The organism is bacterium (genome assembly GCA_016699595.1).
Lineage (GTDB): Bacteria > Patescibacteriota > Dojkabacteria.
The window spans coordinates 711,247-735,121 of record CP064982.1 but is presented as its reverse complement, the minus strand read 5'-3'; the positions used below and the strand labels follow the sequence as shown (position 1 = coordinate 735,121).

Annotated in this window: 17 protein-coding genes, 4 tRNA genes and 3 rRNA genes; 5 read left to right on the top strand and 19 right to left on the bottom strand. The window is 36.7% G+C overall.

All coding sequences use genetic code 11. The features are described 5' to 3' along the window. Together IPJ91_03665 and IPJ91_03660 are read right to left on the bottom strand one after the other, a co-directional pair. Positions 1-849 (bottom strand): hypothetical protein, encoded by an 849-nt coding sequence (locus IPJ91_03665; GenBank protein ID QQR93511.1) that lies wholly within the window; start codon positions 847-849, stop codon positions 1-3. Continuing rightward, on the bottom strand, positions 846-2,741 hold the full coding sequence (locus IPJ91_03660; GenBank protein QQR93510.1) for a hypothetical protein: 1,896 nt from the start codon (positions 2,739-2,741) through the stop codon (positions 846-848). Before IPJ91_03660 ends, IPJ91_03665 begins: the two co-directional genes overlap by 4 nt. 191 nt (positions 2,742-2,932) lie before the next feature. On the opposite strand from IPJ91_03660, the gene IPJ91_03655 reads away from it, so the two are divergent. After that, the gene (locus IPJ91_03655) at positions 2,933-3,646 is read left to right on the top strand and encodes a hypothetical protein (protein ID QQR93509.1); all 714 of its coding nucleotides are present in this window, start codon (positions 2,933-2,935) and stop codon (positions 3,644-3,646) included. A gap of 10 nt (positions 3,647-3,656) precedes the next feature. Here the strand turns inward: IPJ91_03655 and trxA are convergent, their stop codons facing one another. The 10 genes from trxA to IPJ91_03605 form a co-directional block, all read right to left on the bottom strand. Continuing rightward, positions 3,657-3,983 carry a thioredoxin gene (gene trxA, locus IPJ91_03650; GenBank protein QQR93900.1) on the bottom strand — a complete coding sequence of 109 codons (327 nt, stop codon included), beginning with the start codon at positions 3,981-3,983 and terminating at the stop codon, positions 3,657-3,659. Between the two features lie 106 nt (positions 3,984-4,089). Then, positions 4,090-4,341 (bottom strand): helix-turn-helix transcriptional regulator, encoded by a 252-nt coding sequence (locus IPJ91_03645; GenBank protein ID QQR93508.1) that lies wholly within the window; start codon positions 4,339-4,341, stop codon positions 4,090-4,092. Positions 4,342-4,652: 311 nt separating this feature from the next. Next, a complete protein-coding gene (locus tag IPJ91_03640; GenBank protein QQR93507.1) occupies positions 4,653-6,308 on the bottom strand; it encodes an ABC-F family ATP-binding cassette domain-containing protein in 1,656 nt (551 codons plus the stop codon). 343 nt (positions 6,309-6,651) lie between these two features. Beyond that, positions 6,652-9,705, bottom strand: a 23S ribosomal RNA gene (locus tag IPJ91_03635). A 246-nt stretch (positions 9,706-9,951) separates the two neighbouring features. Further along, a 5S ribosomal RNA gene (rrf, locus tag IPJ91_03630) occupies positions 9,952-10,068 on the bottom strand. A gap of 121 nt (positions 10,069-10,189) precedes the next feature. After that, a tRNA-Ala gene (locus IPJ91_03625) sits at positions 10,190-10,262 on the bottom strand. Between the two features lie 15 nt (positions 10,263-10,277). Beyond that, a tRNA-Ile gene (locus IPJ91_03620) sits at positions 10,278-10,351 on the bottom strand. A gap of 127 nt (positions 10,352-10,478) precedes the next feature. Next, positions 10,479-11,987 (bottom strand): 16S ribosomal RNA (locus IPJ91_03615). Together the 16S, 23S and 5S rRNA genes with 2 tRNA genes alongside form the textbook arrangement of a ribosomal RNA operon. Positions 11,988-12,638: 651 nt before the next feature. Further along, entirely contained in the window at positions 12,639-13,334 is a 696-nt protein-coding gene (locus IPJ91_03610; GenBank protein QQR93506.1) for an NUDIX domain-containing protein, read from the bottom strand. A gap of 149 nt (positions 13,335-13,483) precedes the next feature. After that, positions 13,484-13,795: a hypothetical protein gene (locus IPJ91_03605; GenBank protein ID QQR93505.1), complete on the bottom strand. Its 312-nt coding sequence runs from the start codon at positions 13,793-13,795 to the stop codon at positions 13,484-13,486. A gap of 187 nt (positions 13,796-13,982) precedes the next feature. On the opposite strand from IPJ91_03605, the gene IPJ91_03600 reads away from it, so the two are divergent. Next, positions 13,983-15,101, top strand: a complete 1,119-nt coding sequence (locus IPJ91_03600; GenBank protein QQR93504.1) for a sulfite exporter TauE/SafE family protein — start codon at positions 13,983-13,985, stop codon at positions 15,099-15,101. Between the two features lie 46 nt (positions 15,102-15,147). Then, positions 15,148-15,522 carry a cupredoxin domain-containing protein gene (locus IPJ91_03595; GenBank protein ID QQR93503.1) on the top strand — a complete coding sequence of 125 codons (375 nt, stop codon included), beginning with the start codon at positions 15,148-15,150 and terminating at the stop codon, positions 15,520-15,522. A gap of 259 nt (positions 15,523-15,781) precedes the next feature. Here IPJ91_03595 and IPJ91_03590 read toward each other — a convergent pair. Further along, positions 15,782-15,852 (bottom strand) — tRNA-Asn (locus IPJ91_03590). Positions 15,853-16,038: 186 nt separating this feature from the next. On the opposite strand from IPJ91_03590, the gene IPJ91_03585 reads away from it, so the two are divergent. Next, positions 16,039-16,923 carry a UTP--glucose-1-phosphate uridylyltransferase gene (locus IPJ91_03585; protein QQR93502.1) on the top strand — a complete coding sequence of 295 codons (885 nt, stop codon included), beginning with the start codon at positions 16,039-16,041 and terminating at the stop codon, positions 16,921-16,923. 18 nt (positions 16,924-16,941) lie between these two features. Here the strand turns inward: IPJ91_03585 and IPJ91_03580 are convergent, their stop codons facing one another. The 4 genes from IPJ91_03580 to IPJ91_03565 form a co-directional block, all read right to left on the bottom strand. After that, positions 16,942-18,486: a bifunctional (p)ppGpp synthetase/guanosine-3',5'-bis(diphosphate) 3'-pyrophosphohydrolase gene (locus IPJ91_03580; GenBank protein ID QQR93501.1), complete on the bottom strand. Its 1,545-nt coding sequence runs from the start codon at positions 18,484-18,486 to the stop codon at positions 16,942-16,944. Then, a tRNA-Ile gene (locus IPJ91_03575) sits at positions 18,463-18,536 on the bottom strand. The genes IPJ91_03580 and IPJ91_03575 overlap by 24 nt, the downstream gene beginning before the upstream one ends. Before the next feature lie 55 nt (positions 18,537-18,591). Continuing rightward, entirely contained in the window at positions 18,592-19,239 is a 648-nt protein-coding gene (locus IPJ91_03570; GenBank protein ID QQR93500.1) for a hypothetical protein, read from the bottom strand. A 97-nt stretch (positions 19,240-19,336) separates the two neighbouring features. Beyond that, complete coding sequence (locus IPJ91_03565; protein ID QQR93499.1) at positions 19,337-21,097, bottom strand: ATP-dependent DNA ligase; 1,761 nt, start codon at positions 21,095-21,097, stop codon at positions 19,337-19,339. Between the two features lie 255 nt (positions 21,098-21,352). Between IPJ91_03565 and IPJ91_03560 the strand changes: the two genes are divergently transcribed. Continuing rightward, entirely contained in the window at positions 21,353-22,033 is a 681-nt protein-coding gene (locus tag IPJ91_03560) for a zinc metallopeptidase (protein QQR93498.1), read from the top strand. Between the two features lie 39 nt (positions 22,034-22,072). On the opposite strand, the gene IPJ91_03555 is transcribed toward IPJ91_03560, so the two are convergent. Together IPJ91_03555 and IPJ91_03550 are read right to left on the bottom strand one after the other, a co-directional pair. Continuing rightward, positions 22,073-22,891 (bottom strand): bifunctional 5,10-methylenetetrahydrofolate dehydrogenase/5,10-methenyltetrahydrofolate cyclohydrolase, encoded by an 819-nt coding sequence (locus tag IPJ91_03555; protein ID QQR93497.1) that lies wholly within the window; start codon positions 22,889-22,891, stop codon positions 22,073-22,075. Further along, the gene (locus tag IPJ91_03550; GenBank protein QQR93496.1) at positions 22,888-23,811 is read right to left on the bottom strand and encodes a DHH family phosphoesterase; all 924 of its coding nucleotides are present in this window, start codon (positions 23,809-23,811) and stop codon (positions 22,888-22,890) included. The genes IPJ91_03555 and IPJ91_03550 overlap by 4 nt, the downstream gene beginning before the upstream one ends. Positions 23,812-23,875: the final 64 nt, after the last annotated feature.

The following is a 23,875-nucleotide window of genomic DNA, read 5'->3' as shown; positions in this document are numbered from 1 at the left end:
TTAGTCCAAGTATCTTTTTACGATACTTGCAAAGTTTGAATTGCTACTTTTGATAGATTCTTTAGTTAAATCTTTCAGATAATCATAACTAGATGCATTGCCCCATAAATGAAAGGCATAGCATCGGTCAAAACTTCCATCATAGTCTTCTAGGAAAAAATGATTTAATTCTTCAGGTGTATAATTTGGGTAGTAAAAATACCCTCTGCTAACCTCAATTATTTCTTCTGGATACAAAAAGCCTAGAAACTTTGAGTACTTTACTGACAATTCCGTATAAAACTTGTCATACCCTTCTGACCTTAAGCCTTTCCAAAGAGATTTGTCTTTATCAAACCCATCAAGCCAGCGATTCAAGAATGTAGACTCTGCAGAAGCAATCATAACTGCATTTGCATAACCTACAAACTTACCATAAACTTCTTCTTTTCCAAGTATTACCGTACTATTCATTATTGAACTAGCTTGACTTCCTAACAAATCATCGATAAGCCCAAAAAATGGTCTATTTGAAATAACATCTGTATCAAGGTAAATACCACCTGTAGCATACAGTATTTGCAATCTAAGTATATCTGCCTTGTGAGCAAAACTCAGCTTTGCATACTCTACATTTCTAATTTTGTCAAAACTTGGGATATCCATAACTTTCAGGTTGTGAATTTTTGTTATAGCTCTTCCCCAGTCTCCTGGCAAACTTTTGTTGTCAGTATAGAGTATTACCTCACAGTCTTGATTTGCCTCTATTGCACTCTTGATTGCTAAATAAGTTATCAACGAAAGATCCTTGCCCGAATCAAAATGAATAAAAAATATTGTTTTTGGTATTTCCCTTTTGAAAGTTATCATGATATATCATAAAACTCGTAAAAACACTTTGTATCTCCCTCTAACTTCAATATCTTGTACTTCCAGATATTTTCAGCATCCTCAATAGTTTCCATATTGGACATCTTGCTTCGAAATTCATTAGCCATACTAGTTTTTAAGTTACCTTTTGCATCTTGTAATTGCCACCAGATCGATGCATGATAATGAGGGCTATCTGTCGCTTTGGCAGTATCTAAATATTGAACAGGAAAAAGTGCCCTATAGTTTTCTAAATTATATAGCCAAGACTCGCCATTTACTATTTTGCAATGCGGATGTCGAATTTTCAGAACCCTAAAAAGTTTTCTTAATTCCATTTTCCTCAATGGTAACTTGGAAAGATGTAGTGGTCCCCTACCGTCATTTGCATCATTGTTGAGAAAATGGAGCTTTGCATTTTCTATTCCATTTGCGTCATACCATGTCTTGTATGAGAAACAGCCAAATTCAAAATTATACGGAAACAAATCTTGCGAAGAATATTTATCGAAAAAAGCTTTGAGGAAAGTATTTCTGTCAAATATATCGACACTTTGCGAAAATTCAACCCAAGCTGGATCCTCAGGATTGTATTGTGTGCCTTGACAACCTAAGTAGTTCCATATCTGAGTCCATTTGGGCAGCATTTCTACAATCGAAGTGCCTGCAATTTCTGAGAGTCTTTTTGCAAAATCGTACTGCAAAAAAAACAAGTCTATTGAGCTTTTGGGTTGAAGATTTCTCTTGCTAGTTGGAACTTTGATTTCGGTCCAATGTTTCTCCCATATTTTATAACTGATTTCTGCGTACTTTTTTTCAAACTCTAACTGTGTTTCGAGTTTCAAACTTTGCAAGCTTCGAATTACATTTATCATAACCCCCAGCCCCTTTTCAATCTCTTGGGGAACATATCCCAAGATTCTGCCATCGGCCCACCACCAAGTACAGCTTGCAATAGCTTTGTCAAGTTCTCCTCTGACAAATTCATAATTCATATCATCCACATTATCACGAACTACATTTCTAATTTGACTGACGAATTGCCATAATTGCTTATGGACTTCATTTTGTGAATCATCCCAATTTGCAAAACAATTTCCCGCTAACTTCTCTTCATTTGTCATTTGCCAAGTCGAATTTGTTACTTCAACTATTTGTGTCGCTTGGAAATTTTCCAAGTACTCCTTTACCGTCAGAGTTTGAACTTCATTTTTATAACTCACAACTTTCTGAATCTTTGCCAATTCTCCATTTTGGACCTGATTTTCACCATCGCTAACAATCGTTAGATATTCGTACTGTTGAACTTCAGAATCAGAGAACATTTCTAGATTTCTGTTGTTGACAAACAAGTCAATTTGCAGCTCTCTTTCTTGCAGTTTTTGAGAATAATCTATCTTCAAACTTTCATTACCTTCACCTTGGTGTATTCCTGAACTGTCGATAACTATGTAGCTATATCCAAGGTTTTTGATGATATTTGCAGCTTCCTTTGAGTATGCAAGTTCAGGGAGAAAAAATCCCTGCTTTTTGAGCTTTGACAATGTCCATGCTGTTGGCAAGTACTTGAGGCTGACTTCCTCATTTAGTTGTATTTGGCGAATGACTTCAATCTCAGGAATCAGTGGCAATATTGGGTGATACATAGCACTGCTTGTAAGTTCTATATTTCCAACTTGTACTAGTTTTTCCAACTTATCAGAAAAGTCAAACTTGCCAAGTCGTGCCAAATGCTCAAGAAGCGAGCCAGAAATATTTAGAGTTATATGCAAATTATCTTTTTCTACTATATCAAGCAGTGGCAAGTAATCTTTGTGATAATGTTCAAGTATAGTTTTGTCGTCTTGCCATGGTGGCTGATAAATGTGAAAGAGAAGAACCATTTTTTTCACACTAGCATTTTAGCACAAGTACAAGCTTTTGGATAGCTATATCTTTGTCAAAGCAGGATACTTGACAAAAACTGCTTCCTGTGCTACTATCGTGACAATAAAGAAACGCTCCCCAAACGGCTGCTCAAAAATATATATCATCATACTTCCCAAACTCTAGCAATTTGCTAGGAGAAAGGAGGAAAAAAGATATGAGCGAAATCAGAAAAGTGAATAACCTTCCAGACTTTTTAGCAGATCCAACTGCACAACGTTGCTTAGGAGCTATTAGTTTGATTCCCGAAATTCGTGACAAGCAGTGGCAATCTAATGAAAACATAAGAAACATTGCCACATGGATGAGATTTTACAGGAATTTCAAAGATGCTGACCCTAAAGTCTTTCGTTTGATTGGTTGGACTTTAGGTCAAGATCCAAATGTTACATTAGAAAATGTAGGACTTACATTTGCTAAACATGGAGCATTCATATTCTTTCACAACCACCCGCATTTGCAAATAAGGACAGCACCGCCTGACTACTACACTGCTCAACTACCTGGAACCCTACCGAACGGACGAGGTGAATTCCTTTATAGGCTGGAAGCCAGTAGAAAGTCAGCTTCTGCACGAGTTACTGCATATAAGCATATGCTTTTACAGCTAGTAGGATGGTTAGGAAATTATCCTTGTGGTCTTGATTTTGTTCGTGCTATTCACCAGGCTAATCCAGTGGCCCCAAACTTTGGTGGTCTAAGCTCTTTTAGTCATTTGTATCGTCCAAAACCTCAAATCCAAGAGTACACCATTTTTGCAAAAAAGGCAGAGATGTGTATCGTGTGTCACGATGGTAATGTTGGCAACGAAATATATGCAAAATATTTAAATGCAATTACAGTATTAAGGTTGACTGACTTCAAGGACTAGACAGTCACAATCACTGCCCTAAGACTTGATTTATCTCACTAGTTAGCATCCCTAAGTTCCTCATCCCAATAAACTCACCCACAACCTTTCCACCTTTGAAGAGTTTCATGTTTGGGATACTTTGTATTTGATACTCCATCGCCAAGACTTGATTCTCAGGTTCATCAGTATCTACTTTCGCTACTTTGAGTTTCCCATCCATTTGCTCTGACAATTGTTCTAGTATCGGAGCCATCATCCTACATGGCATACACCATGGTGCCCAAAAATCGACTAGAACTGGAAGTTCACTACTTATAACCTCAGCATTGAACTGATCTCTGCCTGAAAGGTCCATAACTTTGTTTGTTTGTGATGTGTTTGTGTCCATAGTTTTGTTTTAGTTTGAATAAACTTTGTAAATAATGTGTAAATTGATTGCCAACTTTTGCTTTGCCAAAACTTCATGTCATTTTCAAAAGATCTTTCGCAACTTGACCGAGCTTTTGATTTGTCAAATTGTAAATCCTCTTCTTCCCAACAACTTTTGAAGTTACAAGCTCTGCATCTTTCAACTTTTTCAAATGTTGAGATACAGCTGACTGTGAAAGTTCGCAATTCTCTATAAGCTCACTCACACTTTTCTCTTTGCTTGACAGGCATGCAAGTATCTTGACCCTTGTCACATTTGAAAAAGCTTGAGTAAAATCGAGCATAAGATATATTAGCAGAGACTAATATGAATGTCAAGAATTATAATTCAAAATAATACTTGCAAATCTTTTTTGCCATCAAAACCTGCCTATCCTCCAAAAAACTAAAGTAATAAGCATGATCCGTAAGCATAGCTGGTATAGAATGCAATCTTCTGCCAAATTTTGCAACATCTCCTCTCCCGAAATAATTCTTGATATTGCTTTTGAATCTAATAATTCAAAGTATTTGCAACAGAAACTTGAAAATTAGTAAGTAAAAAAATCTTGCTACTAACTACCTGAGTTGACAAGTAGTTTTTCAAGTAATTTCTCTAAAACTCCACCACCTTTCCTCCCATATTTTTCCGGAAGTAATTGTCATGTGATACATACAAAACTGCACCTTGATAATCTTTCAACATACTTTCAAACTCTTCAATGCTTGATAAATCCAAATGGTTTGTCGGTTCATCTAGAATTAGTATATTGGGATTTGATATGAGCATTTTGATAAGTTGAATCCTGGCTTTTTGACCTCCTGAACAACTTTTCAACTTCAAGCCTTTGTCTAAAATTGGATCAAACAAATAATTTGCCAAAACCCTAGATAATTCTTGGTCATTAAATGCTAAGTTTTCACTATCATAAAGTTTCCGAATAATTTGAGCTAAAGTTAATTCAAGCTCAGAATTATCAATTTCTTGCTCATAAACTCCAACTTTCAATTTTGGATGTAATTCAATCTTGCCAGAAATAAAACCAATTATTTTATTTTGACTATATGAATTTATAATATATTTCAAAAAAGTACTTTTCCCAGCTCCATTTCTACCTCGAATTTCGACTTTATCACCCATTGATATCTGAAAATTTAAATTTTTAGTCAATATTCTTTCACCAAAACCTAAAGTTAAATCTTGAATTTTGATCAAAGTTGCAGTATTTAATGACTTATCTTCAACTAAAAATGATTTGAAGTTGATGCTTTTAGATTTAAACTTATCATAATCTTCCAAAACCTTTTTTGATTGACCAAGAAGCGACTCTTGATCTATCCAAAACTCAGGTTTAACGAGTTCTGCTTTTGCTTTTAAGTATTCTTGGTAATATCTTTCTTCCTTTTTTGCAGCTGAAGTTCTTGCTGCTGGACTTGCAACCATTTGTTTGATCTTTCTGAAATTTAAATACAATTCTTTAAGTCGTTCAATTTTATCAAGTTCAGTTTTATATGAATTTATATCACTAACATTTGAGATTGAATTTTGTTTGATATACTTGTCATAATTTCCAGAAAAAACTTTAGATCCATTAGGAGTTAATTCAATAATCTTATCAACTACTTGCAAAATATCACGATCATGTGTAATTACTATAACTAGTTTTTTGAATGACTTGAGCCATGCAATAAATTTTTCCTTTCCGACATAATCCATATGATTTGTAGGTTCATCTATCAAAACTATATCAGCTTGAGAATAAATCACTTTGCAAAGCTCTACAAATCTTTTTTCTCCACCAGACATTTTCATCATTGGATTCAAGCTTTGTTCCATATTTATTCCAAAACTTTCAAGAGTTTGGATAATTTCATTATCAATTTGAGAAAAATTTAATGAATGAAACTCTTCGATTGCATCAGAAAATTTTGTGATTTCATCCATGTCATGACTTGGATCAAGTTCATAATCTTTCATAACTTTGTGAAGCTCTCTATACTTAGGAACAAAGTTCAAAATGTAGTCAAGTGGTGTAATTTCATGATCTAAAAAGAATTCTTGCTCAGTTTTGATAATTTTGTAATCTCGAGATTTGGAAATTTCTCCTGAATAATCTTTGTCTTCTTCGGTTATTAGTCGAAATAATGTAGTTTTTCCAATTCCATTTCTACCAATCAAGGCAACTTTTTCAACTTCGCCAAGCTGAAAAGTCAAGTTCTCAAAAAGAAGCTTTGAAGAAATGGTTTTTGAAATAGAAGAGAGAGAAAGCACGAGCAGAATTATAGCAGAAGCAAGTACATTAACTATAAAAGTGCAACGGAATTATGCCGAGCTAAATCCCAGCAGCGGTTTTGATTGTTTAATATAGTAACAAATAATTTGATTGTTTATTGCTTTGGAAAAATCTTGCATATAGTCAAAAATGAGATACATTGGTAGAGATTGGTACTTTTCATAACCGAGTTTTGAATGTCAATACACTAACTCTTCAATAAAAAGATATTATTAGCAACTCATGTCACACATATATTCTAAACAACAAAAAATCCCACTTTCGTGGGATTTAAATTCTTGTTTTGAAAACTAAATAGAAGGCACAGGCAATTTCACCATTTATGCAAAATCTTCGGGCATTAGTACGGCTCGGCTAAGTATCTCACGATACTTACACCTGCCGCCTATCAACGTCGTGATCTTCGACGAGCCTGATAACGAAACCTCATCTTGAAGTTGGCTTCACGCTTATATGCTTTCAGCGTTTATCCTAATAGCAACTCAGCTACTGAGCGACGCTCCTGGTGGAACGACTCATATACCGGAGGTTGCCTGGCCCTGGTCCTCTCGTACTAAGGGTCAATCTTCTCAAGTTTCGAACGGATCTACCGGATAGAGACCAACCTGACTCACGTCGGTTTGAACCCAGCTCACGTGCCGTTTTAATGGGCGAACAGCCCAACCCTTGGAACCTTCTACAGCTCCAGGATACGACGAGCCGACATCGAGGTGCCGAACCTTGCCGTCGCTATGGACGCTCGGGCAAGACTAGCCTGTTATCCCCGGGGTAACTTTTATCCTATAAACAATGCCACTTCCAATTGTAGACAAAGGGTCACTATGTCCTACTTTCGTAACTGCTCGACTTGTGGGTCTCACAGTAAAGCCGACTTATGCCATTGCGCTCTACACTCCGTTTCCATTGGAGTTGAGTCGACCTTTGAAATCCTGCGGTACTTTTTAGCAGGAAACCGCCCCAGTTAAACTGCCCACCTAGCAATGTCCTGATGACCGGATCACGGCCTCAGTTAGAGATAAAAAATATACTAAGAGGTGTTACACTTTCGCATTCACCCTTCCCAAAGAAAGGGTTTCATCGCTCCCCCTTACACTATGTAGTATAAGTCTTATCACAATACCAAGTTGCAGTAAAGCTCCACGGGGTCTTTTTGTCCGGGTAGATCTAGACCGCATCTTCACAGTCAATTCAATGTTCACCGTGCACTTCGTCGGGACAGCGCCTCCCTCGTTAAACCTTTCATGCGGGACGCCTATTAAGCGCCGAGGAATTTCGCTACCTTAGGACCGTTATAGTTACAGCCGCCATTCACCAGGACTTAACTCATCGCCGTGAAGCAACTCGCTTAATCTTCTGGCATTGGGCAGGTCTCAGCTCCTATACATCCACTTTCGTGTTAGCAGGAACCTGTGTTTTAGTTAAACAGTCGAGGAGGCCTATTTTCTGAGAGTTCGATCAACAAAAGTAAAACCAATGTTGCGAACCACCCCTTCTTGCGAACGTACGGGGTTATTTTGCCGAATTCCCTGACGAAGTATCACACGATCGCCTTAGTGCATTTACACTTATCCACCAGTGACGGTTTCCGGTACGATTTGAATAAGTTCTCACTACGAAAATTTTCTAGTCTGCCTAATTGCTTATCTTCAGTTTTGAACGAATCCAAAACCTTTGCATCATAACTCGCATACATTACACCTAAGCGTAACTGCAAAAATACGGATTTGCCTGTATTTTCTAACTTGTTATTTACTGATCCACCTATGGACCAGAAAGCTTCTCAGTCAGCGTCCTTCCTTAGTTAATAACGAACTTATCCAAGTAGCAGAATATTAACTGCTCATCCATCGCCTACGACTTTCGTCCTGAGCTTAGGATCGACTAACCCGACCCTGATTAACATTGGATCGGAACCCTTGGATTTTCGGCGTGAAGGTTTTTCACCATCATTCTACGCTACTCATACCGTCATTCTTACTTCTATACACTCCACCATGCCTTACAGCTTTGGCTTCATTGCAGTATAGAACACTCCCTTACCAGACTCCACATAGTGGAGAATTCACAGCATCGGTATAACGCTTGAGCCCCGTTGATTTGTGACGCAATCGACCTAGACCAGTGAGCTATTACGCACTCTTTAAAGGATTGCTGCCTCTGAGCAAACCTCCTGGCTGTATTAGGTCAATCACTTCCTTTTCCACTTAGCGTTAATTGGGGACCTTAGCAGATGATCTGGGATGTTTCCCTCTTGCCCACCGGACCTTAGCACCCGGGGACTGACTCCTGAAATATACACACTAGCATTCGCAGTTTGCGAGAATGTGGTACCTCCCGAGGAAGCCCACGATTCAAGCAGAGCTCTACCTCCAGTGTTTAAATTTCAAGGCTAGCCCTAAAGCTATTTCAGGGAGAGCCAGCTATTTCCGTGTTCGATTGGCTTATTACTACTAACCACAAGTCATCGGATAGTTTTGCAGCACTAACCCGTTCGGACCTCCAACCCACTTTCGTGGGGCTTCATCCTGCTCATGGTTAGGTCACACGGCTTCGGGTCTATTTCATTTAACTAATTCGCCCTATTCAGACTCGCTTTCGCTATGGCTACATTACATAATAACTTAACCTTGCTAAATAAAATAACTCGACGGTTCATTCTTCAATAGGCACGCAGATATGGAATCTTTTCAAAAAGAAAAGTCCACTTCCACGGATTGTAAGCGTACGGTTTCAGGTTCTATTTCACTCCCCTAACAGGGGTTCTTTTCACCTTTCCCTCTCGGTACTAGTTCACTATCGGTCTGACAAAGTATTTAGCCTTAGGGCTTGGTTACCCTAGATTCATACCAACTTTCACCTATTCGGTATTACTTAAGAAATCTTTTTGAGAAGATTTTTTACCTTTCGTTCACGGGACTATCACCCTCTATGATTCAATTTTCCAAGAGAATTAAACTAGATAAAAAATTTTGTAACTTCACTCCGAGTTTTTCGGTTCTCGAACAAAAGCTCTTGCAACACCCAAGATGTTTAGACTGCCGAAACAGTAGTTGAAAATCCTCCTTGCGCAAAGCGCAACTTGAATAATCCCCTAAGCTATCTTAGGTTTGGGCTACTCCGATTTCGCTCGCCACTACTTTCGGAATTATTTCTTTTCCTCTGGTTACTTAGATGTTTCAGTTCACCAGCTTGCTTCCTCACAACTTATGTTTTGGGTTGTGGGTTTACAGGCATTACCCTGTAAGGGTTTCCCCATTCGGAAACCTCCGACTTAAAACGAGCATTAGTCTCTAGTCGAAGATATCGCCACTTTTGAGCGTCCTTCTTCAGCTTTGTCAGCCAAGGCATCCACCATACGCAGTAGTTAATTTCGCATAAATGATGAAAATTACCTAACAAAATAATATTCAAATATTGAACATTAAATTTTTATTTATTACAAATTCCACAACTTTGAATTTTTCAATCCTAGTCTAGATTTTGTAATAACTGTGCCTTCTATTTAATTTTCAAAGAACATTGGAATTGGGTTAACCACTCGAAAGAAATTAACCCTACTCCGTATTATGAAATCGAAATTTCATAAATAGCATTCAAGAAACTCAAATGCTATAGAATGAAATTCGGCGACTACCTATCTTCCACAATCCCAAAGGAAAAAGTATTGTCGGCTCAACAGTGTTTCACTTCTGAGTTCGGGATGGGATCAGGTGGTGCCACTGCGATAAAGTCACCGAATGAGTAAGACAAAAGAATCGCAATAAATTGCAACCCAATTCTCCAACAAGTTAGAAAATCATCTTACTCATTCGAAAACTCTACTGCACTTAAAAACTTTTTGAACTATTAAATTTTGAAATGGACCCTAAGAGATTCGAACTCTTGACCCCCTCATTGCAAATGAGGTGCTCTACCAACTAAGCTAAGGGCCCTAGTTATCATCAAAATGGGCGTGCCAGGGCTCGAACCTGGGACCTCAGTCTTATCAGGACTGCGCTCTAACCACCTGAGCTACACGCCCTGGAATATCCTCATACAGTATAACTTTCAATTCTTAAAAGTGCTAAAGATCTTCTGAGTGATGCTTGAGAATTCAAGCAAATTGTACAACAATATCTATTTCGTGTATAGATTTTCAGAACTCCTTAAAAGGAGATAATTAGCCGCAGATTCCCCTACGGCAACCTTGTTATGACTTAACCCCAGTCACCAACCCTACTGTATTTACACATAATGCACTTTTCAGTAAAGCCGGCTTCCATGATTTGACAGGCGGTGTGTACAAGACCCGAGAACGTATTCACCGCGACAAGCTGATTCGCGATTACTAGCAACTCCACGTTCAAACAGTCGAGTTTCAGACTGTTATCCCTACTGTGGAAAGGTTTGATGCGATTGGCTCCCCGTTGCCGGTTGGCTACGCATTGTCCATACCATTGTAGCGTCTGTGTTGCCCAAGACATAAGGGCTATGATGACTAGACATCGTCCCCTCCTTCCTCCCGTCTGAAAACAGGCAGTATCTGAAGAAATTATAACATCAGATAGGGGTTGCGCTCGTTACTGGACTTAACCAGACATCTCACGACACGAGCTGACGACAGCCATGCAACACCTCTGTATCACCCTCGAAGGCTACCGAGCTTTCACCCAGTATGCAGATACAGTTCAAGCCTTGGTGAGGTCCTTCGCTTATCATCGAATTAAACCAGGCGCTCCGCTGCTTGTGCAGGTCCCCGTCAATTCCTTTAAGTTTCAGTCTTGCGACCGTACTCCCCAGGCGCCCTGTTTAACGCGTTAACTACGACACTGATCTTACAAAAAGTCCCAATTCCGCAAGCGGAAAAGTTACAAGTAAAACCAACATCTAACAGGGAAATTTTAGGGCGTGGACTACACGGGTATCTAATCCGTTTCGCTCCCCACGCTTTCGAGCCTTAGCGTCAACACATACCCAGCAAACTGCCTTCGCATTTGGTGTTCCTACTAATATCAAAGCATTTAACTGCTCCACTAGTAATTCCGTTTGCCTCTATATGGTTCTAGTAGAATAGTCTTATCTGCAATTATGAGTTAAGCTCATAAATTTCACAGATAACTTATCCTACAGCCTACGCATCTCTTTACGCCCAGTAATTCCGGATAACGCTTGCAGCCTTCGTATCACCGCTCCTGCTGGCACGAAGTTAGGAGCTGCTTATTCATCTGTCGTTCAGAATTACTAACAGATAAAAGGAGTTTACAACCCGAGGGCCTTCTTCCTCCACGCGGCGTCGCTGCATCAGACTTTCGTCCATTGTGCAAAATTCCCGATTGCTGCCTCCCGTAGGAGTACGGGCCGTATCTCAGTCCCGTTCTGGGTGATCATCCTCTCAGACCACCTACCCGTCGTAGGCTTGGTAGGCAATTACCCTACCAACTACCTGATAGGACTTTGGCTTCTCTTGAAGCGAATTTCTCCTTTAAACCATAGTTCACATCTAGTATTACCCTCACTTTCGCGAGGCTATCCTAAACTTCAAGGTAAATTCCAAAGCATTACTCAGCCGTCTGCCGCTGATCCTAATTTGTATTGCTACAAACTATTCTCCGCTCGACTTGCATATCTTAGGCACGCCGCCAGCGTTAATCCTGAGCCAGGATCAAACTCTCCATAAAATTGGAAAATAATCCAAATTACTCAAAAGAATAACTTTAGCACTTTTAAATTTTCAAAGAACTCGCTTGTTTGTAGACAGCCTTACGGCTACCTACTTTCAAGCAATACTGTATTTCTACAGCAGAGACCGTTTAATTTCTTAAAAAGCCTCTGAATAAAAATTCAGAAAACGGGGTCATTCTACCAAGTTAAAAATAGAATGTCAACAATAAAAATATATATTATGGAAATTTCAAATGTTATCAACAAATTGAACCTTTTGAAATGAGCTTGAAGAAATAGAAAATATTTCAAAGCTTAGAATTGTTGTCAACCCAACTAAAAAACCAAAGATCTTTCAGTTATAGTGAATCGAATAACCGAAATTAAAGACTCAACTACTTGGTTGACAAAATAATGTTACCATAAAAAATTTTAATGTCAAGAGAAAATTCATGAAAAGTATCATTTTCTAAAGTGTATTAATTTATATACAAATACAAAGGCAATATTTACAAATCGTTGAATCTCCAAGTTTACAATTTTGTAGTCCTGCTATTCTCTATATCCTTGAATTTACAACAGCGTGAGATTCGAAATGAATATCACTACTTGAAACAGCTTGAGTTATATGTATTGCATTAAACATCTTTGCTTATGACTCGCTAGTTTTAAAATCTATCCTTATTTTCGATATCTATATTTTCAGCATAAGTAAGCTCTTCACTTTCGAACCAACCAAAGGTAAAATCACCGAAGAAATCATAGTTTTTGTTTATGACATCTTTTTCTGTAATCCAAATATTTTCTTGAACTCCATTATTTGTCTTCAATTCACCTGTTATACCCTTTACTTCCATCACGAAGAATATCGAGTCATTCAAACAATTTCCATTTGCGTCATTTCTAACTTTTCTATATATCCTTCTTAACATAAATTCCTGCGCTTCAAGATTGGTTTCTTCTTTGAGTTCTCTACTTGCAGTATCATAAATAGATTCACCTTGTTTTATTTTACCGGTTAATCTTCCAACTTTACCAAAATATGGATGTTTGAGTCTACGACAAACTAAAGCCATTCTTATGCTATTTACTTCAGTGATTACAGAAAGTATTACTGCAGGTTTAGGTTGAGCTTCTTCTTTTTTAGATTCACTATCAACTTTGTTTACTAATTTTTTTCCTTCAATTGTCAAGAAATATTGACCCTTAGATTTGGAAACTAAATTTAATTTTACGAGAGTTTTTAAGTGATAATTCAGATGCTCACTTTCAATTTTCTCCATTTGTAAATCTGAAAATTGTGCAGACTCACACCTTGAAAGATAGTTTAAAATGTGTTGTTGGATGAAGTGTAGTTCGTTCATGATGTGGATTATAAACCAAACACAAGAAATTTCTACTCAAGTTGGTTTTAGTAGGTTTATGAAGAAGATTGAAAACTCAAACAACTCTCTAGATTAGTGAAAGTGAACCTTTATTTACTTGCCTAAGTGTAGCTAGAGTTAATAACTAGCTATTCACTCATTATATTCTCTCGTGAATATTTACTAATCTGATCTGGCTTGTATTGCATTCTACGAAGATCGACAATTATATCTTCAAACAATTCAATCTTTTCTGTCAGATAGTATTTTCCTACACCAAGAAGGGTTGTTTTTGATAAGAGCTCGGAGTACAAGAGCCTTTGTTTTACCTTGAAAGAGTCATCCTCTGGTTCCAGCATTGTAAATTTGCAATACTCAAATATCTGATCATCCAATTCTCTAAGCTGAATCTCTTTTGTAGGGTCATTAGTAATATTATAATTCACACTAAATTTTAACATAAAATCCTTGTTTCAACAATATCAAACCATTATCTTAGAGTGATAGCTTTTCGAAGTTTGTTGAATTGCTTAACCTTGTTATACGAAATCGACCTACCTTTTGATTTGTAACTCAATAAATACAAAGCGAAGCAATTGATTTAGGCAAGGGCCTATGCTATAAACAGAAGATGGTTTTTTGCCACCTATGATTTGTTACTTAAACTATAAATCCGCAGGGCAAGAATCTAAAAGCAATTTAATTATTACAAAACAAGGCAAGTACAAAATGACCAAAGAGCCAGATCAAAATTTACATTCGTTCAGAATTGAGGGTATGCATTGTGCAAGTTGCGAACTTTGGCTTGAAGAAGCAATCAAAAAAATCCCAGTCGTAAAGACAGTTAAGGCAAAGTTAAACTCAAACGAAGTTCGAGTTTGGAGTACAGATAATGTCTCTGAAGCAGAGTTGCTAAAACAAATCCAAGAAGCTATTTCTTTGAGGTCAGATGAATACAAAGTTTTTGCATTGAATGCCACAGTGACTGAAACTCACAAAGAAACTTTTGAACCTGTAGCTAGAAATTACTTTAGTTCATTTATGTTTGCCCTTATCTTCACTCTTCTTTTTTTGTTGTTACAGAAGTTAGACTTTATCAACCTATCCAGCTCCACAATCAGTTATCCATACATCTTTTTAGTTGGCCTTGTTGCAAGCATATCAACTTGTACTGCCACAGTAGGTGCTTTGGTCTTATCTATGTCTGCAAATTTCACCAAAGCCAAAAAAAGTGAAAAATTTGCAATTTCCACTTTCCATATAGGAAGACTTTTCGGGTTCTTCGTTCTTGGAGGACTTTTCGGGTTAGTCGGTAACTTTGTTTCTTTTAGTTGGGAAGTTGAGATATTGCTTCGTATTGCCATTCAAGTTGTTTTGATAGTTCTAGGGCTTAATTTACTTGGAGTAAACTTCACAAAGAAATTTCAACCGCGATTGCCAAAATCATTATCAAGAATCACTTTCAATCTAAGCGAAAAGTCAAACATTGTAGTTCCATTTCTTCTTGGAATTACAACTTTCTTTTTACCTTGCGGGTTTACTCAAAGTATGCAACTTATTGCTTTGGAATCAAAGTCCTTTCTTGAAGGTAGTATGATTATGCTAATTTTTGGGTTAGGAACTTTACCTGTATTGCTTTTGATATCAAAAACCTCTGCAATGTTTGGAAATTCAAAGTTCAAAGATGTTTTTTTCAAAACTGCTGGATTTATAACCATATTTATGTCGATTTACGGATTCTACTTGTCAAAAAATTTATTTTTTTAAAATGCTTTCCTTACCAAACTTATCAAAAAGTACAATTATTTATTTAATGTTCATCTCAGCTATGCTCTTGGTAATGCTTGCAACATTCACACTTCTATCCAAAGATTCGGTTGCCACTACTGATTCAATTGGCTACTCAATTGTTGAGAACGAAAAACAAACCCTTGAAATTAGAGCCGTTGGAGCGGGATATGAACCAAAGAAGATATACGCTAAATCAGGGATCCCGGGCACGATAAAATTTCCACCAACTACAACTTTTGGGTGCCAGAATTCTGTTGTAATTCCTGAACTTGATGCATCAAAAGTACTTTCCAGAACTAGTGACACCGAGTTTGAGTTTGCAGCCCAACCTGCTGGCAAAACTGTCAAAGGAAGTTGTGCAATGGGTATGTATGATTTTGAGATTGTGTTCAATTAAACTCTGCTTTCACCTATACTACCCGTTCAGGGTTTTAGAATAATCAACACAGCTCAGATAATAATACTCTCCAAAAACATCTACCTCTGCAAGTTTTTCCTACTGCAAAATCGAATAATCTGTGTTTGAACTTTCGAAATCAAGCATCTTGTATACTTTAGAAAAATAATTCACAAAGAGAATTCTAGTTTAGTTCGGTCAAAATTATATATTAAAAAAATTTAGGGAAGTACTAAAATGTAAAATTAGGCAAGTAGAACTGGTCTACTAGGATTCGAACCTAGAAAAACTCCTTAACAGGGAGCCGTGTTACCGTTACACCATAGACCAACGAAAAGGCAATTTATTTTAACTCATCAAATTCCCTTTTGCAATATTTATTTCAAATCAAATGCAAATTTACATAATATCAGTTGACCTCAACTATTTTATTATCTAAAATCTAATGTGTTTCTTTTTTATAAACTACATTGCAATATTGTAATAATAAATTATTTATAAACTAACTTTATATACATGAACAAAATTAGAAAAGCAGTTATTCCTGCAGCAGGCTTAGGTACAAGATTTCTACCTCAAACAAAAGCATCTCCCAAAGAAATGATGCCTGTGATTGATAAACCAATTATTCAGTATGTGGTAGAAGAAATAGTGTCTTCGGGAATAGAAGATATAGTTATTGTGACTGGGGCCAATAAGCGAGCAATTGAAGATCATTTTGATGCTCCTTCACAAGAGCTTGTAAACTTGCTAATTAGTAGTCACAAATTTGACCATCTTGACAATGTAACTCGAATTGCAGAGCTTGCAAACTTCATATACATAAGGCAAAAGGGGAAATATGGAAATGGCACTCCAGTTTTGAATGCTGAACATGTCATTGGGAACGAACCTTTTGCAGTTCTTTGGGGAGATGAATTCATCTATTCAAAACCACCTAGGCTTGCTCAAATGATAAATGTATATGAAAAATACGGAGGCATTATCATCTCTGGAGTTGAAATTCTTGAGAAAGAAAACCTAAGAAAGTATGGAATTGCTGAAGTAAGAAACTTAGAAAGCAATATTTATGAAATACTAAACATAATCGAGAAACCAGATCCTAATTTGGCACCATCAAATATCGCTACTCATGGTGCATATATACTACCTCCAGAGATTTTTGAGGCACTAAGAGATATCGCACCAGGCAAAGGTGATGAGGTTTGGCTGGTTGATGCAATAAACTTACTCCACAAAAAAGGTGTGCCTTTGTATACTGTAGTTATTGAAAATGGGAAATACTTTGATACAGGCGATAAATTTGAATACCTAAAGACTATCACCGAATTTGGACTTAATAACCCTGAATTCGGTGATATGTATAGAGAATTCTTAAGTAAACTAATCGAGAATTTCTAATCATAAGACTCAATTATTCTATAGATTTTCATGGTTAAGACTGTTCACTCTGTTTCTTGCCCTTCTAATTCTCGATTTTGTTTCAGACATTCTGGCATGTTTCAATATATCAAGACTCGGAGCAAGTCTGTTTTTGCTTGTCAAGATTTCGACTATATCACCTGTTTTCAATGTATAATCTGCAGAAACTATCTTTCCATTCACCTTAGCCCCTGCATAACTGTCCCCAACCTCTGTATGAACTTCATAGGCAAAGTCAATTGGGACAGAACCTTCACTAAGGACTTTTACATTGTATTCTGGTGTAAATACAAAAACTTTTCCCTTAAATACATTTTCTTTATAGCTACTAGAATCAGTCTCCGTTTTTTGTATAACGGTATAGTCTTGTAAGCTGCGAACCCAAGAATAATCTTTACCTCCGTTTTTATAAGCTATGTGAGAAGCAGGTCCATATTCATTGTAATCATGCATTTCGTAAGTCTTGATTTGAATCTCAACTTGTAAATCCTCCTTTGGTAGAACAACCGTATGCAGTGATTTGTATCCGCTCTTCTTAGGCTTGGCTATATAATCATCATACTCCTCTACCTTCAGTTTAAATTTAGCAGAAATGAGCGATAATACCTCGTAACACATCTCGACATTATGAACAAGTATCCTATAAGCAAATATATCAGGAACCAATTCAAATTGATTTTGCACTTGTTTGTCTCCTGCTTTTCTTGCCACCTTGTCATAGAAACTTCCTATAGACTTAACCCTGAAGTCTACTTTGAAACCCTCAAGTTTATATTCATTTAGTAATTCGACTATGTCAGTCTGTAAGTTTTTCGCATCAGTTAAGTGCTTTTCTACATACATATCATATTCACCTTGTACCTTCAGGTAATTTTCCTTGTCTAAGATGTTGAAACAAATATCTTGATATTCTCTTTTTATCAAAAACAGACCTAAGTATTCAGATATCGGTTCCCACAAAGCTTTGACATTTTCAGCAGATTTTATTTTCTTTTCTTCACTATAAGTACTCATATTTGATAAGTTATGAAGTTTGTCACATAATTTGATAATAATTATGCGAATATCATCAACCGACTTCAATATCATCTTTTGAAAATTCTCAAGATCGTCATACTTTGTACGATCTTCAAGATTGTGCACATTTGTCAAACCGTCAACAATATAGGCTATCTCTATACCAAATTCCAATTCAAGCTCATCTAGCAAAACGCCACAATCTTCAACAGTGTCATGAAGTAACCCAGCTATAACTGAAGTGGTATCCATACCCAATTCTACCAAGTACTTTGAGACAGTAAGTAAATGAGATACATAGGGAGTACCATCCATTCTAGTTTGGCCGAAGTGCTTCTCAGCAGCAAAAAGATAGGCTTTCTGTATTGCAGATAAGTCATATTCTAAACCTGAGGATTGAATCAAAGATTCTAATTCAGAAAAATGAAAAATAGTAGAGGTATCTAACTTTATCTTTATTTCGTTTTTCATAACTGTAACTGAGATAATTTCTGTAAGAACTGGGCGTACATGGACTCGAACCATGGACTTCGGCTTTATAAGAACCGCGTTCTAACCGACTGAACTATACGCCCTGTTTGAGTATTATAATAAAACATTGAGAGTTTATCAATATTTTATTACGAAGATTTATCTGTCGACAATTTTGTCAACAATCCGATCAAATGTGTTTTTTATTTTAGTTGAAAACTTACTATTGAATGCCTCTTCAAGTCGAATAATTTTGTTTCTTGCTTTCTCAAGCTCTAAATTAAAGTTTTGAATTTGTTGATCAAGTTCTCTTATTTCATTCGATTTATCAGCTACCAATTCTTCCCAACCTTTGTTTGTGTTTTCTAAATCTACTTGTTTCAGTTGCATATCCTCCATTTCCTTTTTTAGCCGTTCATTTTCAATTCTACTATTTATGATTTCATTTCTTGCATTCAATACTTCAAGATGCTCGCTATCAGAAAGCATTTTTTTTACTATTTCAATTTCTGGTAACTTTGACTGGAGCAATGTAGAGAGATCAGATTCAGAAGGTATCCTGCCAAATATAAGTTTGTACCAACTGATAATTTTGTCTTTCTTTTTGGAAACATCTTCTTGCAACTTTTGTTGACTTGAAGCTTGATTTGCTGATACTTGAGGTGGGGATGGTTGATAACGTTGATAACCAGAGAAGTTATCCAGATTATTCAAGTTTTGGGACTGAGGAACATAGTACGGTGGAGCAGGTTGGGGATTGAAGTTACCTAATGGAGGAAAAGAGTTTTGGTTATAATTTGGATACAATTTATATTAAATCGGCAGTTTAGTAGTATTTTACTACATTTTTCCTTTTTTACAAGCCTAGTATCAGTTAGAAGTTATCAGTAAAACGAAGTTTCGATTAGACTACACCCTTTCGTATCTCAAACATCCTTTTCAGCTCTTTTATTGTTGTTACTTGTTCAAAACTCTTGTCTCTATTCCAATTTTTGATCCTTGGAAATCTAAGAGAGTATTTCGCACTATGCAGTTCTGAGGCAGTTATTTCATCAGCTTCTATTTCGACAACTATTTTGGGTTCTACTGTTACAAGACCATCTTGTAAACTCATAGCAATTTCAGAATTTTCTTGATTGTATTGCTTGGCTGAAACAAGTGCGTCTAGTTCTACTAGATACATTCTCAATTGCTCGTCACTAAATCCAGTTCCGACTTTACATACCGTATAGAACTTTTGGGTATCTTTGTCATAAGTTCCACATAAAATACCTCCAATTCCTATGCCTGCTCTTTTGCCCTTGCCTAAATAGTATCCCAATACCAACAAGTCCGTAGAGTCGTTTAAATTTGAATCTGCAGATCTTTTTAACTTCACCCAATCAAAGTTTCTAGTGCCCGGATCATAGGGCGTGGATAACTTTTTGGCAATAACTCCTTCTTGTCCCTCTATCCGAACGTATCGGTCAAATAGTTGTCGTAAACTTTCTGTCTCAGAGACTTTGTCCGTTTGTGTAAGTAGAATACTTGCTGTCCAAGAATAACTTCTTAATTTTAAGAGCCTTTCTTCTATTGGACTTGCGGTCATATCTACCCCATTTTCAAAAAGAACATCAAAAACATTATATACCACCGGGATTTCCGAAGTTCTCTCTTCATTACTGGATTTACGTCTTCGCTTTGAAGTATCTTGAAATGGCAGTGGCTTACCGGAGACTTGATCATAACCTACAACTTCTCCATCAAAGATTGCCGATTCCAAGCCATTTAGTTTTGCGAAACTTTTCAATGCATCTACCAGATCTGGATACGCAGCAGTATTATTCTCCATGTTTCTTGAGTAAAATTCTACTCTATCAACATTGAAGTGAGCTTGTATTCTCAAACCGTCAAACTTTGGTTGCACAAAACAGACCTTCATTCTCTCTATTACTTCTAGCTCATCCTTAACCCTTTCTACGAGCTTTGAAGCTACAGGAGTAAATAGTTTTACTTTCAGTAACGATAAATTAGCTTTTATTTCCTCTAATGACAACTCCGATTTCCAGTCATATGTGAGAGCTGCGATCTCTGCAATATCAGACCTGACACCTACTGCTTTCTCGATAGATTCAGAGCAATTTTTATCACCTACCAGGTAAATAGAAATGGCATCAATTATCCCCTTTTCCGAAAGCCCTAGTCGCATACTCCCTAAAATTATCCTCGTAATCCATTTTCGGCTAACATTATCTTCTCTTAATAGCATCCGAAGAAGCATTTTTGCCTTTCTCTCATTTGAACCCGGCCCAGTTATACTCGCAAAAGTATATAACTCTTCAAACATGGATTGTAAATCCGTTCCTTGCCCCAAATTTTCACCATATATACTTCCAGTCTCTCTTGAAGTTTCTATAGCTGAGCCTATATCACCAACATCTTTATACTTTTCTTCGATATCTAAATAAATATGCTGTAAAGTTTTAAGTAGTTGCTTTTGCGCAAAGTTGAACTCCAATGAACTATATTTTGGCGAAATTCTTCCTGTAGTCATTGTAACAGCCATATAAACTTCTTCTTTTGAACTACAAAGACCAATCAACCTCGAATACTCTGTAGATATCAAAGTTCTAGAAGACATTCCTTCTAGTTTAGATAGCTTTTGTGCAAAAACAGAAAACTTCATTATGAAAATAGTATATCAAACTTTTTGTTCAACAGCTAGAAGTTTATGTCCAATGTTATATTTGCAACTGATTGTGAAACGTAGTTTCACAGTGTTGCCTAACCGTAACGCCACTTCAAACTTGGTTAATACATCAGTCAATCAAAACTTGTCGTCAACCTTGCAAATTTGGTCAAATTAAAGTACAATACTTACCATATTAATTTGTACAGCTAGCTTTTTGAAATTCTTAAAAGCTTAATTTTATATAACCTAATGCCTTACAACATAACCTATCTACTTTACACACTTCCAGGATTAGCTCTTGCATTACTAGCCAAATATTTTTTGTCAAGTTACTACAACACTTACTCAAAAGTTCCAACCCAAACTGGTTTGACTGGACTTGATGCAGGAAAAATAATTATTTCAAACGAAAATTTGCCAATTAGTTCAGAAGTTATACCTGGTGAACTGACAGATCATTATGATTCTCAAAGAAACATTGTTCGATTTAGCAGTGGCAATGCCGCATCCAGCATTGCTGGAATTGCAATAGTTGCTCATGAACTTGGTCACGCCTGCCAAGATCGTGACAAGTTCGGAATGATGAGTATAAGAACTGCGCTTGTTCCTGCTACAAATATCGGCAGTAATCTGGGCTTTTTTTTGATAATTTTGGGACTTGCACTGCAATTTTCAGGGCTTGCAACTTTAGGTCTGATTTTGTTTTCTTTGACCTTTATCTTCACGCTTGTTACATTGCCTGTAGAATTTAATGCATCAAAAAGAGGTATTGATATGATCAAGAAGTATAACTTGCTTACCCCAGACGAGATACCTGGAGCGAAAAAAGTTCTTATGGCAGCAGCTTTTACTTATGTCGCAGCAACCGTGACTTCTTTAGGTCAAGTGCTTTATTATGTAATGATGTTAAGTGGGAAAAGTAAAGATTAGCAGTAGTAATTACTTTTACTAAACTAAAAATATTGTTACTCATTTTGAGTATAATTTAGCCAAATTCTCAAACAACTTTGCAACAGTCAATGGTCCAATCCCTTTCGGAACAGGAGTTATAAATTTACAGAAATTTTGATTTGCAAGAGCGTCAAAATCAAATTTATTGTTAAATTCAAAATCTCCTTGTGGCGCACCACAGTCGATACAAACTTGATCTAAAGATAAACTCGCAATCTTGATGAGGTTCCTGACTCCAGTACCAGATACTATGATTTCACTCTCACGGATTTGGTCTTCCAAGTTGACAGTGAATCTGTTCAACACCTTCACTGTTGCACCCAAATCCAGTAACTTCATTGCCAGTGGCCTTCCCAATATTATGGAGTCATTTACTATACTCACAACCTTTCCTTTCAAAAAGTTCTGCTTTGAATTGCTTACCTCATAGGCCTCTTGTATCGCCTCAAGAATTGACTCTACAACAGCAGGGTAAACTACTGAGCTCAAAGAAACATTCATCCCGTCAACATCTTTTTCAGGAAGTATATAACTTACTAAACTTTTCAAGTTCAATTCTTTAGGTAATGGAGACTGAACCATAAATCCAGTTACCGAGGGATCTTCGTTGAGTTCGTTTATCTTAGCTAGAAGGATACTTTCACTTATGTTCGTTGGGTATCTATAAAGCTCAAATGCAACTTGCAGAGTTTTTGCCGCACTTTGTTTGAGTTCAATATATTTGCTAGATGGTAGATCATCACCCACTTGCAAAATTACCAGTTTCGAGCCAAGAAGAGTTTGACTTATCACATCATATACTCTTTGAGCATGCTTTTTCCCATCAAAAATATTCATCTTTTTGAATTTAGTTTCGCTAATATATGCTTCCGAAGCATGAGCCCTTCAAACTTTCCTAAATACTGAGTAAACTCAAAACCTAGCTCTTTTGTAAACACCTCTTTTAGAGTATCATCATTTGTAATTAAATATGTTATTTTATTCTGCATATCTATGATATTCACAAAGCCCATACTTAAATCATTTTTTCTATTATATTCAGCTAAAATTTGCAAAATGTCAGCTTTGCTATTCAAAATTTCATCTCCCATCACCTCTACTTGCAAAGCTGACAACCTGAAATATCTCAAGTCTTCTATTTTTCCATTATCAAAAAGAACAGTTTTTAAATTTCTAAGCGCATACTCAGTTTTAAACTCAAACATTTGCCTGATAAATTCTAAGTCAAATTCGTATGTGGACTTAATGTAATTCAAGATTGCGACATCCCGATCCGTCAATATCTCACTAGATAAGTTTTGCGTATGCGAATAAATAGCTGCCAGTATTAGCTTTGAGGTTTTTTCCTTTGGGACTCTCGACATTGCCAAAAACTTTTCGACTACGAGAGTTACTGCTACTCCCACATTTTCATTTTGAATTTTTGCATTTGGAAATCTTTTGGCCAGTATATTTACCGACTCCAAAAATCGATGATCAATAACTTCTATAACTTGAGTAGGCACAAAATCTGTTCTAAGCCCTACAGTACTTGAAGCATCAACCAATATAACTTCATCCCATTTCAAATAAGCAGTTTCTTCTTTCGTCTTCAAAAAGTCTACTACAAACCTTGCTTCAGGTTGAGATTGATATATTTCTCCTGTGAAGTAAGTATTGGATGGGTTAAGCTCTTGCAAAAGTTCTTTATAAGCGACCATTGATGATACTCCATCAAGATCTGGCATGTTCTTTGCTGTAATCAAAATTTTTGACATTGCTTAAATACTAAGTTCTTAGCTTACAAAATACCTCTAGCTTGAACTTAGACGCGTTGATACC